The sequence below is a fragment of the Pseudomonas sp. BN411 genome (assembly GCF_029871235.1).
In the GTDB taxonomy this organism is placed as follows: domain Bacteria; phylum Pseudomonadota; class Gammaproteobacteria; order Pseudomonadales; family Pseudomonadaceae; genus Metapseudomonas.
On sequence record NZ_SSOM01000084.1, the window covers coordinates 123,143 to 137,451 of the forward strand.

Sequence of the window (14,309 nt, forward strand, 5' to 3'; positions counted from 1 at the left end):
GTACAGCGCGAAGCGCTGGCCGGATAGACCTAAACCGGTGTCCAGTTTTACTTGACCACTTCAACACCAACCTACGGGAGGTTTGCGTGAGGCGTCGGCACTCATTTGTGGGGGCGAATTCATTCGCCAGGCGGGACGTGTCCCGCCGTAGGTTGGTCCGAGGAACGAGGCCCAACAGCGGACTTCCGGCAATCGTTGGGTTTCGCTGCGCTCTACACCAACCTACGGGAGGTTTGAGTGAGGCGTCGGCACTCATTTGTAGGGGCGAATTCATTCGCCAAGCAGGCCGCAGGTCTGCCCATCGGATTTGCGGGGATCAATGCCCCTTCGCCTTCCTGATCCGCAGGACGATCGCGCCCAGGATCAGCGCCACCACCGGCGTCATCACCAGAATCGCGGTCTTCGGTGATACGTCCAGGCCGAGGGTGTGCAGGCCGCCGTAGAACAGCTTGAACAGGCTCAGCAGGTAGTAGCTGATGGCGATGATCGACAGGCCTTCCACCGCCTTCTGGATCTTGATCTGCGTATCGGCGCGGGCGTTCAGGCTGCGCAGGATTTCCGAGTTCTGTTCTTCCACTTCCACATTGACCCGTGCCCGCAGCAGGTCACTGAGATTCGCCACGCTCTGGCCCAGGCGCACCAGGCGCTGGTCGGTGGCCGCACAGTAGCGCACCGTGGGGCGGAAGCGCCGTTCGATGAACACCCCCAGCCGCTGGCAATCGTCGATATGGGATTCACGCAGCTCGTTGATGCGCTCGAATACGATCTGCGCGTAGGCCTCCGTGGCGCTGAAGCGCTGGCGGGTGCGGGCGGTGCTGCGCACGATGCGGGCGGAGAGGGCGGCGATATCCGTCGACAGCTCCTTGGCGCTGCCCTTGCCCTCGGCATTGCGGTCGGAGAGGTTGGTCAGCTCCTTGTCGTACTCCTTCAACTGCAGGCTCACCGCCTGGGCCACCGGCAGGGTGAGGGAGGCCATCATGCGGTAGGTCTCGATTTCCAGCAGGCGGCGGATCATCCGGCCCAGGCGGTAGGCATTGAGCCGACGGTTGACCAGCAGGATGCGGTTGACGCCGCCCTCGGTGAGGCGGAAGTCCGACCAGGCGATGGCATCGCCACCTCCCAGGGTGGACCCGGAAGGGTCCTTGAAGCCGTAGGCCGCCGTGTCACCCGCCCAGTTCGCATCCGACTCCACCAGCACCTGATCGGCATTGATCAGCAGATTGCGGTGCTCGCTCACCAGGCTTTCCAGCGCTTCCGGCAGCGGCGGCCACAACGGGTCGCCCGGCGCACGCGGCACCACCAGGGTGAGGGTGAAGAACTCGGTATGGCGTTCCCATTTCAGGGTGTTCTCGCCCATGCGCAGCAGGCCTTGGGAGCCATTACTGGCCAGTGGTGCGTCGGCAGCCTGGTTGAGGCGATCCACCAGGGCGTCGCAGACGTCCTCGGCATCGGAAAAGGCGAAGTGATAGACGTTGGCCGGATCCCGGAAGTAGATCGACGGCCGCGAGTGCAGCTCGTTGTGCAGCGCTTTGCGAAGTGGATGCATGGGGACTTCTGTGGGCAGGGAGGTTTTCTTCGATGACGCGGCCTGCCTGGGCGGCGGTCACACTTGCGCTGCTGGAAAACTGAAGTGCCACCGACCAGTCGGGACGGATAGTCCTTCAGGCCGGTGGCGACGGGGAGTGGCGGACAGGCCGCCCAAGAGCGCGTCAGGGCCTTGTGAGCCCTAGGCGCGAAACTGCTGCATCAGCCCCTGCTGATGGTTGGCCAGGTCATTGAGCTGGCGACTGACCTGCGCTGACTGCTCGGCCTGGCCGGACAGGGATTCGGTCACGTCGCGGATGGCCTCGACGTTGCGGTTGATTTCATCTGCGACGCTGCTTTGCTCCTCGGCGGCACTAGCAATTTGCAGATTCATCTCGGTGATCAGGTTGACCGCGTGGCCGATGCGTTCCAGCGCGGTTACCGCCTGCTGCACCTGACTGACGTTTTCCTGGGCCAGGCCATGGCTGCCTTGCATGGCCTGGGTCACATCGCGGGTACCGTTCTGCAGGTCGTCGATCACTTGGCGGATCTCTTCCACCGAGTCCTGGGTGCGGCGCGCCAGGCTGCGCACCTCGTCGGCCACCACGGCGAAGCCGCGTCCGGCGTCACCGGCGCGGGCCGCTTCGATGGCGGCGTTCAACGCCAGCAGGTTGGTTTGCCCGGCGATGGAGAGGATCACCTCCAGCACCGAACCGATCTGCTCGCTGCTCTGGGCCAGTGTCTGCAGCTGGTCCATGGCCTGGCCCATATCCCGCGCCTGGGCGTGGATGGCGTTGGTGGTGCGGGTGATTACGTCCAGGCCTTCGCGGCTGGCCTGGTCAGCGTTGCGTGCGGCGTCGGCAGCCTGCGCCGCGCTCTGGGCCGAGGCGTTGGCCGTTGCGGACATTTCATGCAGGGCAGTGGCGACCTGATCGATCTCGCGGAACTGTTGCTGCATGCCTTCGCTGGTGTGGCGGGCGATCAGCGCTGACTGGTCAGCGGTGTCGCGGGCGTCTCGCACCGAGCCCTGGACCTTGGCGATCACCGGTTGCAGCTTGTCGAGGAAGCGATTGAAAGCCAGCGCCAGGCGGCCCAGCTCGTCGTGCCGGACGTAGGTCAGGCGTCGGGTGAGATCGCCTTCACCGTCAGCAATGTTTTCCAGCATGGCGGCCAGGCGTAGCAGCGGGCGGGTGACGCCACGGGCGGCCAGCCAGATCATGGCAACTCCGAGCAGCGCCGCGACGGAGCCGAGGGTGAACTCCAGCGCCGAGCTTTGCAGGCGCTCGTCGTCCATCTGCACCTTCAAGGCTTCGGCAGGTGCCAGCAGCACTCGTTGCGGCACGCCCAGCAGCACGCCCCAAGGCTTGGCCCCGGCGATAGGGGAGAGCGGCTCCAGTACGCTGATCTGGCCCTTGTCGATGAACGCATGGGGTTCGTTGCGGCCGAGGAAGTCCAGGACCCCGGTTGCCTGCTCCGGCAGCACGGCTTGCAGGCGTTTGCCCAGCTGGCCGGCATCCTGGCTGTGACCGGCGACCACGCCCGACGGGCTGATGATGCTGACGCGACCGTTGCCTTCATAGAGCTCGCGGCTACTGGCCAGGGCGTCCTGTTGCAGGCTGTCGAGGCTGATGTCCAGGCCGATCACCGCCAGCACCTTGCCGTTCTCCAGCAGCGGGAAGGCGACGCTGGTGACCAGCTTGCGGCTGCCTGAGGATTCGTCGAAGTAGGGCTCCAGCAAGCACAGTTGCCCGCTGTCTCGCGGGCAGGTGAAGAACGCGTTGAAGGGCGCGCCGCTGGGACCGGGGGCAGTATCGGCCAGCAGCTTTTCGTCGCCCGGCACGGCTTGCAACTCGCCCGGCTTGGCTTGCAGCCAATACAGCGCGAAGCGCCCGGCGTCGTTGCTACCGAGGTCACCGCGGCCTTTGAACTCGGCGTCACGACCATCAAGGGCATCGGGCTGGAAGATCAGGAACAGGCCGAGCAGTTCCGGGCGTTGCTCGACAGCCTTGCGCAGTTCGCCGGCCAGTTCGGAACGCAGGGTTTCGGAATTGATCTCGCCACGGGCGGCGCGTTCACGCAGGTAGAGCAGGTGCCGCGCGAGTCCCAGGCCGTATTCGTGGGTGCGGGTGAAGCTGCGCTGGATCTGCAGGGCCTGTACCTTGCCCTGGGCCTGCAGGTTGAGGCGCGCGGCTTCGGCCAGCATGGCTCCACTGGAATCCTTGACCCGTTCGGTACTGGCGCGGGTCTGGTAGAGCGACAGGCCGACCAGCAGGCCCACCACCAGGATCAGGCAGAGGCTCGCCAGCAGGGTGATCTTGCTTTGGATGCTGAGGCTGGGGCTGGACATGGGACACAATCGCGAAAGGAACCGGGGCGTTGCCGCCCCGGATGGGTTCAGAAGGTGGTGACAAACACCAACTGACTGTAGAGGTTGCTGTCGTTGCTACCGAGCTGGGTGCCGCCTTCTTCCGCGCTGCGGTCAGGCTTGTAGAGGCCGACCAGGGGCATGACGATCAGGTTGTCGCTCACCGCCCACTCGGCGTAGAGGTCCAGTTCGCGGCCGTCGGTATTGCCCAGGTCGCGGTCCAGGGTGTTGAAGTCGAACCACAGGGCGCCGAGGCTCAGGTTTTCCAGCGGCGACACCTTGAAGGCGACGTGGTGGACCTGGGTGTTGGTGTTGAACGGGCCGGCGTAGTTGGCCGCCACTTCACCCTGGAACCAGGTGCCGTAGCCACGGCTGAAGCCAGTGAACAGCGCGTCGTAACCTTCCGAGAAGCGGCTGTAGCGGTAGCTGACATTCGGACTCCAGGCCACATCGGAGAAGGTCCAACCGGCTTCCAGGTACCAGGCGTTCTCGTCGTCGACGTCCTTTTTGTCCTGCCAGGCGTATTCACCGGAGAGGAACAGGTTATCGACCCCGGCGTTGCCCTGGCCGCGCACGCTATAGGTCTTCATGCCGTCGCGCTCAGCCTGGAAGGGCGATGCGAATTCTTCGTCGACATCGCTGATGTCGATGGCGGTCAGGCCCAGGGTGCCGGCTTCGGATACATGCTCCAGGTTGCCGACCACCATCTCGGTCTTGGCCTGGGCGCGGTTGTCGGATTTCAGCCACATCAGGTCGCCGCGCAGGCCATCCTTGCCGCCGAGACGCAGCACGGCGGTCTGGTCGAACGCCTTGCGTGCAGCCAGCCAGTAGGCGCCACCGCGGTTGAACTCGCCATCGGCAAGGCCGTTGCCGAGGTTCAGGGCATCGCCGTTGATGAGGAAGCCGTCGCCGATCATCAGGTTCTGGCGGCCGAAGGAGAAGTCCACGCCGTCTTCGCCCAGTGCCTCGAACAACTGGCCGGAACGCCAGCCGAGGTAGGCGTCTTCGATCTTGGTGGTGCGCTCGGAACCATCGGTGAAGCCCGCCGCGTCACCGTCACCCCAGGTGCCCGAGCTGAGCATGTTGAAGGCGCCATAGCCGGTGCCGGCCCCCGCCAGCCCTTGGTCGAAGCTGATGCCGTACTTGGCATAACCCTCGCGCCAGGACGACGAACCCTCGCTCTTCGAGCCAGCGATGGCGTAGTTCTCCTGGCTATGGAAGAAGCCGTACACGGCCTCCAGGGTAGCGTTCAGGTGAGTGTCTTCGTCGGCGTACAGCTCATAGGCGCCCGCCTGGGTAGCGGCGCCCACCAGCAGCGCGAGAGTGGAGAGTCGGAACAGGTTCGACCGGGACATCGCAATGCTTCCTTTTTCTTGATATTGGCAGGGGAGCGTTTCTTCGTTCGGATACTAAGGAGTTGCCGAGTGCCGGCCTTGTGCCTGCTTGCCAAGGGCTTGAGCCTGCGTGCCAGAATCAGCACGGACTGCCGGTGTGGCTTTTGCTGTGGGGGCGAATTCATGCGCTATGCGGGACGCAGTCCCGCCGTAGGTTGGTCCGAGGAACGAGGCCCAACGAGTGGGAGCGCGCGTTGGGCTTCGCTTCGCTCTGCCGCAACCTACAGCCGCACGCGATGTACTCGCACTCATCTGTAGGGGCGAATTCATTCGCCGAGCGGGACGCAGTCCCGCCGTAGGTTGGTCCGAGGAATGAGGCCCAACGAGTCGGATCACGCGTTGGGCTTCGCTGCGCTCTGCCGCAATCTACAGCCGCACGCGATGTACTCGCACTCATCTGTAGGGGCGAATTCATTCGCTATGCGGGACGTAGTCCCGCCGTAGGTTGGTCCGAGGAACGAGGCCCAACGAGTGGGAGCGCGCGTTGGGCTTCGCTTCGCTCTGCCGCAACCTACAGCCGCACGCGATGTACTCGCACTCATCTGTAGGGGCGAATTCATTCGCCGAGCGGGACGCAGTCCCGCCGTAGGTTGGTCCGAGGAACGAGGCCCAACAGCGGACTTCCGGGGAACGTTGGGTTTCGCTGCGCTCTACACCAACCTACGGGAGGTTCGAGCAGGCAAAAAAAACCGGCCCTAAGGCCGGTCATAAACTCACGCAGCGACTCGGTTCACACCGCCTCGGGGCGTTTCAGCACCAGGGTGAGGATGTCGTAGCTGGCGACCAGCTCGCCGTTCTGGTTGGTGACTTCCACATCCCAGGCCACCACGCCTTGCGGCTCGCCCTTCGGGCTCTTCTTGCCCTGGTCGATCTTGCGCTTGCAGGTCAGGCGAGCCTGGATGGTGTCGCCGATGCCCACCGGGGTGATGAAGCGCAGGCTGTCCAGGCCGTAGTTGGCCAGTACCGGGCCGGGGGCCGGGGAGACGAACAGGCCGGCGGCGGCCGACAGCACGAAGTAGCCGTGGGCAATGCGCTTGCCGAACTGGGATTCCTTGGCGGCAAGCTCATCGAAGTGCATGTAGAAGTGGTCGCCCGACAGGCAACCGAAGTTGACGATGTCGGCTTCGGTCACGGTGCGGCGGTGGGTCAGCAGGGATTCGCCGATCTGCAGCTCGTCGAAGTAGCGACGGAACGGGTGTACTTCGGTCTCGATCACCTTGGCGCCGCGCACGTATTCGCGGGTCACGGCAGCCAGCATGGTGGGCGAACCCTGGACCGCGGCGCGTTGCAGGTAGTGCTTCACCGCGCGCAGGCCGCCCAGTTCTTCACCACCACCGGCGCGGCCTGGGCCGCCGTGCTTGAGTACCGGCAGGGGCGAGCCGTGGCCAGTGGATTCGGCGGCAGATTCGCGGTCGAGGATGTGCAGGCGGCCGTGCAGGGCGGCGGCTTGCGGTACCACGCGGGCGGCGACGGCCGGGTCCTTGGTGACCAGGCTGGCCACCAGGCTGCCCTTGCCACGGGCGGCCAGGGCGATGGCTTCGTCGATGTCGTCGTAGGCCATCAGGGTGCTCACCGGGCCGAAGGCCTCGATGTCGTGGGCACCGCCTTCGGCGTGCGGGTCACGGGAGCGCAGCAGGGTGGGTGCGAAGAAGGCACCTTCGTTCACGCCGTCGCCGCGCGGGGCGAAACCGTCACGGGCACCGAACAGCAGGTCGCTGCTGGCAAGCAGGGCGTCCAGGCGCTCGGCCACGTCGGCCTGCTGGGCGTGGGAGGCCAGGGCGCCCATCTTCACGCCTTCCACGGCCGGGTCGCCGACTACCACCTTGGACAGGCGATCACGCAGGCGTTCGGCCACGGCGTCGATGTGCTTGGCGGGGACGATGGCACGGCGGATGGCGGTGCACTTCTGGCCCGCCTTGACGGTCATCTCGCGGGCCACTTCCTTGACGAAGAGGTCGAACTCCGGATCGTCCGGGGTGATTTCCGGGGCGAGGATGGCGCAGTTCAGCGAGTCCGCTTCTGCGTTGAAGGGCACGGAGTTGCGAATCAGGTTGGCGTTCACGCGCAGCTTGGCGGCGGTGTCGGCGGAGCCGGTGAAGGTCACCACGTCCTGGCCTTGCAGGCGGTCCAGCAGGTCGCCGGTGCTGCCGATGATCAGTTGCAGGCTGCCTTCCGGGAGCAGGCCGGATTCGTGCATCAGGCGCACGGCGGCTTCGGTCAGGTAGCTGGTGGCAGTGGCCGGCTTGACGATGCAGGGCATGCCGGCGAGGAAGCTGGGGGCGAATTTTTCCAGCATCCCCCAGATGGGGAAGTTGAAGGCGTTGATGTGCACGGCCAGGCCGCCACGGGGCACCAGGATGTGAGTGCCGGCGAAGGTGCCTTGCTTGCCCAGCGGCATGGCCGGGCCTTCGTGGACGATGTTGCCGGAGGGCAGCTCACGGGCGCCGACGCCGGCATAGCTGAACAGGGTGGCGGCGCCGCCCTCGATGTCGATCCAGCTGTCGGCGCGGGTAGCGCCGCTGTGGCGGGACATCGTGTAGAGCTGTTCCTTGTGTTCGGTCAGGTACAGCGCCAGGGCCTTGAGGCGCGCCGCGCGCTGCTGGAAGTCCATGGCCATGAGGCTGGCGATGCCGCGCTTGCGGCCATGTTCGACGGCTTCGGAGAAGTCCAGGGCTTCCTCGTGGGTGCGGAAGAGGGTGCTGCCGTCGATGGCGCTGCGCAGTCCCTGGGAACCGTGTTGGCCGATCCAGCGGCCGCCGATGAAGCTTTGCAGCGTGGGGGCGTTACTCATGAGGAAATCTCCGTGAAGGGGGCCGGCGCAGAGCACCGGCGTTCATTCTTGGTTCGTAGGAGCGAGCTTGCTCGCGAATCGCCGTTGTTCGCGGGCAAGCCCGCTCCTACAGGTTGGGTGCCTTACCAGAGGGCCAGCGTGTAGCCGAGGATCAGGCGGTTTTCATCGATATCGGTATTCAGTCCGTTGCCGGACCTGAAGGTGACGTTGCGCCAGCGCAGACTGAGGCCCTTCACCGGGCCGCTCTGGATCACGTAGGCGAGGTCGCTGTCGCGTTCCCATTCTTCGCCTTCGTCGCCGGTTGCGGTCTTGACGTTGCTGCCGTCGACATAACGGGTCATGAAGGTCAGGCCCGGAATGCCGAGGGCGGCGAAGTCGTAGTCGTAACGCAGTTGCCAGGCGTCTTCCTCGGCGCGGGTGAAGGTATTGAAAGTCACCAGGTTGACCACGTAAGGGTCGCCGCCGTTGAGGAAGGGGAAGGCGCTGTCGCCGGACATGCGCTGGAACGCCGCGCTGAACCGGTGGGCGCCCTTGCCCAGGCTGAACATGCCGTTGAAGTTGCGGTTGTCGATCTCACCTGCACGCTCGACGCCATCGCCGCGGCTGTCGAAGTAGCGGATGTCGCTCTTCAGATTGAAGCCCCCGGAGAGCGGTAGCGTGTGCACCAGTCCGACGAACTGCTGGCGGTAGATCTCGTCCAGCAGGCCGTAGTAGTAGCTCACTGCCAGCTGCGGGTTGATGGCGTAAGTGCCGCCAGCGAAGTCGAAGGCATCGCTGGTGGCGGCACCTAAACCGATGTCGTCGCGGGCAGAGGAGTCGCGCAGGTTGGTGCGGGTCAGGCGGCCGCCATTGAAGGTCAGGCCGGCCAGCTCCTGGCTGGTCAGCATGCCGCCCTGGAAGGTGGAAGAGAGCAGGCGGGTGTCGTTATAGGAGGCCACTGGCAGCAGCGGCTGCAGGGTACCCAGGCGCAGGACGCTTTTCGACGCACGCAGCTTGGCGGTCAGGCCCAGCTCGCTGTAGTCGTCCACCGGCTCTTTGGTCGCCGGGTCGAACGGCAGCAGGCCGGTGCCACGGCGGTCGCGGCTGGAATCCAGCTTCACACCCAGTTCGCCAATGGCATCGAGGCCGACGCCGACCGTGCCCTCGGTGAAACCGGATTCGAGGCGCGCGGTAAAGCCCTGGCCCCATTCCTCGGCCTTGGACTGGGCGGCGCCGTCCTGGCGGAAGTCGCGATTGATGTAGACGTTGCGCAGCTCCAGGCTGCCTTTGCTGTCTTCGATGAAACCCGCCAGCGCCGAGGTGGCAAAGGGCAGGGTGAGCGCCGCAAGCAGCGGCGCAGTGGTACGGCTTTGGGTCATTGTTCTTCTATCCATCGTCCGGTTGTTCAGGGCTCAGTGGCGGCTGGCGGCGGCTGCGCCGATACCAGTCATGGAGCGGATGAACTGGGCCAGATAACGGCCGCGCTCTTCCTTGGCACGCTCGGAGGCATCGGTCACCGAAAGCAGCCAGGCGCTGAAGAAGGCCAGGCCCATGGAGAACAGTGCCGGGTTGGAGTAGGGGAACAGCGCCTTGTCGTGGTGCAGCACGTTGACCCAGACAGCGGGGCTCAGTACCAGCAGGACGATGGCGGACAGCAGGCCGGCAACACTGCCGGCGACCGCGCCACGGGTGGTCAGGCCTTTCCAGAACATGGAGAGGAACAGCACCGGGAAGTTGACCGAGGCGGCGATGGCCAGCACCAGGCCGGAGAGGAAGGCGATGTTCTGCGACTCGAACAGCAGGCCGAGGATCACCGCCAGCACGCCGATGCAGAGGGTGGCGATACGCGACACGCGCATTTCCTCACGCTCGCTGGCCTTGCCCTTGCGGATTACGCAGGCATAGAGGTCGTGGGAAACAGCCGAGGCACCGGACAGCGCGAGGCCAGCCACCACCGCCAGGATGGTGGCGAAGCCCACGGCGGAGATGAAGCCAAGGAACAGGCTGCCGCCGACCGCGTGGGACAGGTGCACCGCAACCATGTTGCCGCCGCCGATGATGGCGCCGGCCGCGTCGCGGAACTCAGGATTGGTGCCGACCATCACGATGGAACCGAAGCCGACCACGATCAGCAACAGGTAGAAGTAGCCAATGAAGCCGGTGGCGTAGAACACCGATTTGCGGGCTTCCTTGGCGTCGCTCACGGTGAAGAAGCGCATCAGGATGTGCGGCAGGCCGGCGGTGCCGAACATCATGCCGAGGCCGAGGGAGATCGCGTCGATGGGGTTCGACAGCAGGCCGCCCGGCGCCATGATGGCCGCGCCCTTGGCGTGGACGGAGGCGGCGGCGGAGAACATGGCTTCGGTGCTGAATCCAAAGTGCTTGAGCACCATGAAGGCCATGAAGGTGGTGCCGGAGAGCAGCAGCACGGCCTTGATGATCTGCACCCAGGTGGTGGCCAGCATGCCGCCGAAGGTCACGTAGCAGACCATCAGTACGCCGACCAGCATCACGGCCTGGGCGTAGGAGAGACCGAACAGCAGCTCGATCAACTTGCCAGCGCCGACCATCTGCGCCACGAGGTACATCAGCGCCACGGTCAGGGTGCCGAAGGCCGCGGTGATGCGGATCGGGCTTTGTTCAAGGCGGTAGGACACCACGTCGGCGAAGGTGTACTTGCCGAGGTTGCGCAGGCGTTCGGCGATCAGGAACAGGATGATCGGCCAGCCGGCAAGCACGCCCAGGGCGTACAGCAGGCCGTCGTAGCCGTTCATGAACATCATCGCGGAAATGCCGAGGAAGGACGCCGCGCTGATCATGTCACCGGCGATCGCCAGGCCATTCTGGAAGCCGGTGAGGCCGCCGCCGGCGGTATAGAAGTCCGCGGCCGAACGGGTGCGCAGGGCGGCCCAGCGGGTGATGCCGAGGGTGAAGAGCACGAACGCCAGAAACATGTAGATGGCGTTCCAGTTCAGCGGACGCGCGGCGGCGTCGGCGGCGAAGGCGCTCTGGGAGACCAGGAGGCCGGCGGCGAGCAGCAGGGAAGCGAGGGCTTTCATTGGCCGCACTCCTGCCGGACCTTGTCGTTCAGCGGGTCGAGGACGTTGGTGCGCTTCACGTAGATACCGGTGAGCGCGAAGGAGAGCAGGATGATGACCACGCCCACCAGCATGCCCACGCTGGTGACGCCCCCATTGAGGGATTGGCCGAGCACGCTGGGGGCGAAGGCCACCAGCAGCACGAATCCGTAGTAGATCACCAGCATAGCGGCGGTCAGCGACCAGGTCAGGCGCTGCTTGCGGCGGACCAGCTGGATGAAGTCCGGGTTTTCCCGAATGCGATCGAGGTCTTGCGGGGTCATTGGTTGCTCTCTCTTTTTGTGATTGTCGAGGCGCCCGTTCAACGGCCGACGGCAAGGCTGCTTGTGTCGAACGGGGGTATTGCTGGTACTGCTTGTAGGAGCCAGCTTGCTGGCGAACGGGTTCGGCCAAAAAGCTTCGCGAGCAAGCTCGCTCCTACGGGTGTCGCTTACAGGCTGTAGGGTGGGCTTCAGCCCACCGCTTCTTTCAGAGCTGGTCGAAGTCCAGGACGACTTTTTCGCTGACCGGGTAGGTCTGGCAGGACAGCACGTAGCCGGCGGCCACTTCGTAGTCCTCCAGGGCGAAGTTGCTGTCCATCTCCACCTCACCTTCGACCACCTTGCACTTGCAGGTCGAGCACACGCCGGCCTTGCAGGAGTAGGGCAGTTCCATGCCCTGGGCATTACCGGCGTCGAGCACGCTGACGCTGTTGCGCGGCAGCTCGAAGGTCATTTCGCGGCCATCGCTGATCACGGTGACCTGGCTGCTGGCGCCGTCAGTGGCGCGGGCGGCTTCGCGGGCTTCACGCTTGGCGCTGCTGCCGGCAGCGGCGAACAGCTCGAAGTGGATGCGCTCGGCGGACATGCCGTTGGCCTTGAGCTGATCGCGCACGGTTTCGGTCATGGCCTGCGGGCCGCAGATGAAGGCGGCGTCCAGGGCCTTGGCGTCGATCCAGCGGGAGAACAGCTGGCCGCACTTGTCGGCGTCGATCCGGCCGTTGTAGAGGTCCACGTCCTGCTGTTCGCGGCTGAATACGAAGATCAGGTTCAGGCGCTGCAGGTAGGTGTTTTTCAGATCTTCCAGCTGCTCGCGGAACAGTGCCGAGGCGCTGGAGCGGTTGCCGTAGATCAGCGTGAAGCGGCTGTGTGGCTCGGTTTCCAGGGTGGTCTTGATGATCGACAGGATCGGCGTGATGCCGCTGCCGGCTGCCACTGCCAGGTAATTGCCGTGGCGCGCGGCGTCCAGCTCGACGAAGAAGTGGCCGGACGGCGGCATCACTTCCAGGCTCTGGCCGGCTTTCAGGCTTTCATTGGCGTAGGCGGAGAAACGGCCGCCGGCCACGCGCTTGATCGCCACCCGCAGCTCGCCGTCGTTGACGCCAGTGCAGATGGAATAGGAGCGGCGCACTTCCTCGCCGTCCATCTGGGTGCGCATCACCAGGTGCTGGCCCTGGGTAAAGCGGAACGCCTCGGTCAGGTCGGCAGGAATGTCGAAGGCGATGGACACCGCATCGCGGGTTTCCGGGCGCACTTCCTTGATTTTCAGGCTATGGAACTTGCTCATTGTTCTTCTCCGACGGCGACGCCGTTCAGATGCACTTGAAATAGTCGAAAGGCTCACGGCACTCAATGCAGCGATACAGAGCCTTGCAGGCCGTGGAGCCGAATTGGCTTAGCTGCTCGGTATGGGCACTGCCGCACTGCGGGCAACACACTTCCGGAGACTCGCCCATCAGGCTGCGCTTGCTGGTGCTGCCGGCCGGCGGGGCGATGCCGTAGGCGCGCAGGCGCTCGCGGCCGTCGGTGCTGATCCAGTCAGTGGTCCAGGCCGGCGTCAGGCGGCGCTCCAGTTTCGGCGCGGCAAAACCGGCGCCTTCCAGAGCCTGCTCGATGTCGTGCTCGATCACCTCAGTGGCCGGGCAGCCGGAGTAGGTCGGGGTGACCACCACATGCAGGTGGCCGTCCTGCCAGTCGAGGCCACGGACGATGCCGAGGTCGACCACGCTGACCACCGGCACTTCCGGGTCCATCACCTCGCCCAGCACCGACCAGGCGCGCGCCAGATCATCTGGCGCGCCGGGCCTGGCGCCACGGTCACTGGTAATCAGCTCACCAGGACGCATCGGGGTAGGCCCGCTGGAGGAATTGCATTTCGGCCAGCAGCAGACCGAGGTGCTCGGTGTGCAGGCCCTTGCGGCCGTTCAGGTAGAAGTAGCTGGCCGGTTCCGGCATCGGCAGGGTGGCGCTGGCGAAGATATCGGCCACCTTGGACTTCCAGGCAGCGGCGATTTCCGCCGGGTTCGGCGCAATGCCGGCCTCGAACAGACGCTGTTCCACGTCGTCGCCATTCACCAGTTCCACGGTGAAGCGCCAAATATCGCGGATGGCTGCCAGCATGCGCTGGTGGCTTTCCTCGGTGCCGTCGCCCAGGCGCTCGACCCACTCGCCGGAGCGGCGCAGGTGGTAGGTGACTTCCTTCAGGGCCTTGGCGGCGATGCCGGCGACGCGCTCGTCGCTGGACTGAGCCAGGCCGTGCAGCATCTGGAAGTGCCAGGCATCAAACAGGAACTGCTTGGTGATGGTCACCGCGTAGTCGCCGTTGGGTTGCTCTACCAGCAGCAGGTTGCGGTAGGCGCGCTCGTCGCGGCGAAACGCCAGGTGGTCGGCATCACGGCCGTCGTCCAGCAGCTCGGCGGCGTAGTCCAGCCAGTTGCGGGCCTGGCCCACCAGGTCGAGGCCGACGTTCATCAGCGCCAGCTCTTCTTCCAGTGCCGGGGCACGGCCGCACCATTCGCACAGGCGCTGGCCCTGGATCAGGGCGCTGTCGCCGAGGCGCAGCAGGTATTGAATGAGGTCTTCGCGTTGAGTCATGGCAGCGGCCTCACATGTGGCCGACTTCGGCCGGCAGCTCGTAGAAGCTGGCGTGGCGATAGACCTTGTCCTGGGACGGGTCGAACAGCGGCTCTTTCTCGTCCGGGGAGGAGGCGGTGATCAGTGCGGACGGCACCACCCACAGGCTCACGCCTTCGTTGCGGCGGGTGTACAGCTCGCGGGCGTTCTCGATGGCCATGCGCGCATCGGCGGCATGCACGCTGCCGACATGCTTGTGGTTCAGGCCGTGCTTGCTGCGCACGAAGACTTCAAAAAGGGTCCACTCAGACATGATTCTTATCTCCT

11 protein-coding genes are annotated in these 14,309 nt (G+C 65.1%); all 11 read right to left on the bottom strand.

Annotated elements, in window-relative coordinates; translation table 11 throughout:
• Window positions 1-316: 316 nt before the first annotated feature.
• On the bottom strand, window positions 317-1,546 hold the full coding sequence (locus tag E8F06_RS26895) for a DUF3422 domain-containing protein (protein ID WP_280372221.1): 1,230 nt from the start codon (window positions 1,544-1,546) through the stop codon (window positions 317-319).
• A gap of 180 nt (window positions 1,547-1,726) precedes the next feature.
• A complete protein-coding gene (locus E8F06_RS26900; RefSeq protein ID WP_280372222.1) occupies window positions 1,727-3,871 on the bottom strand; it encodes a methyl-accepting chemotaxis protein in 2,145 nt (714 codons plus the stop codon).
• 47 nt (window positions 3,872-3,918) lie between these two features.
• Window positions 3,919-5,244, bottom strand: a complete 1,326-nt coding sequence (locus E8F06_RS26905; protein WP_280372223.1) for a hypothetical protein — start codon at window positions 5,242-5,244, stop codon at window positions 3,919-3,921.
• A 769-nt stretch (window positions 5,245-6,013) separates the two neighbouring features.
• A complete protein-coding gene (gene paaZ / locus E8F06_RS26910) occupies window positions 6,014-8,074 on the bottom strand; it encodes a phenylacetic acid degradation bifunctional protein PaaZ (RefSeq protein ID WP_280372224.1) in 2,061 nt (686 codons plus the stop codon).
• A 122-nt stretch (window positions 8,075-8,196) separates the two neighbouring features.
• The gene (locus tag E8F06_RS26915) at window positions 8,197-9,432 is read right to left on the bottom strand and encodes an OprD family porin (protein ID WP_280372225.1); all 1,236 of its coding nucleotides are present in this window, start codon (window positions 9,430-9,432) and stop codon (window positions 8,197-8,199) included.
• A 33-nt stretch (window positions 9,433-9,465) separates the two neighbouring features.
• Complete coding sequence (locus E8F06_RS26920; RefSeq protein WP_280372226.1) at window positions 9,466-11,112, bottom strand: cation acetate symporter; 1,647 nt, start codon at window positions 11,110-11,112, stop codon at window positions 9,466-9,468.
• On the bottom strand, window positions 11,109-11,414 hold the full coding sequence (locus E8F06_RS26925) for a DUF485 domain-containing protein (RefSeq protein WP_280372227.1): 306 nt from the start codon (window positions 11,412-11,414) through the stop codon (window positions 11,109-11,111). The genes E8F06_RS26920 and E8F06_RS26925 overlap by 4 nt, the downstream gene beginning before the upstream one ends.
• Window positions 11,415-11,619: 205 nt before the next feature.
• Window positions 11,620-12,696, bottom strand: a complete 1,077-nt coding sequence (paaE, locus tag E8F06_RS26930; RefSeq protein WP_280372228.1) for a 1,2-phenylacetyl-CoA epoxidase subunit PaaE — start codon at window positions 12,694-12,696, stop codon at window positions 11,620-11,622.
• 25 nt (window positions 12,697-12,721) lie between these two features.
• Window positions 12,722-13,255 carry a 1,2-phenylacetyl-CoA epoxidase subunit PaaD gene (gene paaD, locus E8F06_RS26935; protein WP_280372229.1) on the bottom strand — a complete coding sequence of 178 codons (534 nt, stop codon included), beginning with the start codon at window positions 13,253-13,255 and terminating at the stop codon, window positions 12,722-12,724.
• Window positions 13,242-14,003 (bottom strand): 1,2-phenylacetyl-CoA epoxidase subunit PaaC, encoded by a 762-nt coding sequence (gene paaC / locus E8F06_RS26940; protein ID WP_280372230.1) that lies wholly within the window; start codon window positions 14,001-14,003, stop codon window positions 13,242-13,244. The genes paaD and paaC overlap by 14 nt, the downstream gene beginning before the upstream one ends.
• Window positions 14,004-14,013: 10 nt before the next feature.
• The gene (gene paaB, locus E8F06_RS26945; RefSeq protein ID WP_016493150.1) at window positions 14,014-14,295 is read right to left on the bottom strand and encodes a 1,2-phenylacetyl-CoA epoxidase subunit PaaB; all 282 of its coding nucleotides are present in this window, start codon (window positions 14,293-14,295) and stop codon (window positions 14,014-14,016) included.
• Between the last annotated feature and the right edge of the window lie 14 nt (window positions 14,296-14,309).

Coding starts and splice junctions, on each gene's coding strand:
- paaZ (WP_280372224.1), bottom strand. CDS start 8,074: ATGAGTAACGCCCCCACGCTGCAAAGCTTCATCGGCGGCCGCTGGATC.
- paaE (WP_280372228.1), bottom strand. CDS start 12,696: ATGAGCAAGTTCCATAGCCTGAAAATCAAGGAAGTGCGCCCGGAAACC.
- E8F06_RS26920 (WP_280372226.1), bottom strand. CDS start 11,112: ATGAAAGCCCTCGCTTCCCTGCTGCTCGCCGCCGGCCTCCTGGTCTCC.
- paaB (WP_016493150.1), bottom strand. CDS start 14,295: ATGTCTGAGTGGACCCTTTTTGAAGTCTTCGTGCGCAGCAAGCACGGC.
- paaD (WP_280372229.1), bottom strand. CDS start 13,255: ATGCGTCCTGGTGAGCTGATTACCAGTGACCGTGGCGCCAGGCCCGGC.
- E8F06_RS26895 (WP_280372221.1), bottom strand. CDS start 1,546: ATGCATCCACTTCGCAAAGCGCTGCACAACGAGCTGCACTCGCGGCCG.
- paaC (WP_280372230.1), bottom strand. CDS start 14,003: ATGACTCAACGCGAAGACCTCATTCAATACCTGCTGCGCCTCGGCGAC.
- E8F06_RS26925 (WP_280372227.1), bottom strand. CDS start 11,414: ATGACCCCGCAAGACCTCGATCGCATTCGGGAAAACCCGGACTTCATC.
- E8F06_RS26905 (WP_280372223.1), bottom strand. CDS start 5,244: ATGTCCCGGTCGAACCTGTTCCGACTCTCCACTCTCGCGCTGCTGGTG.
- E8F06_RS26900 (WP_280372222.1), bottom strand. CDS start 3,871: ATGTCCAGCCCCAGCCTCAGCATCCAAAGCAAGATCACCCTGCTGGCG.
- E8F06_RS26915 (WP_280372225.1), bottom strand. CDS start 9,432: ATGACCCAAAGCCGTACCACTGCGCCGCTGCTTGCGGCGCTCACCCTG.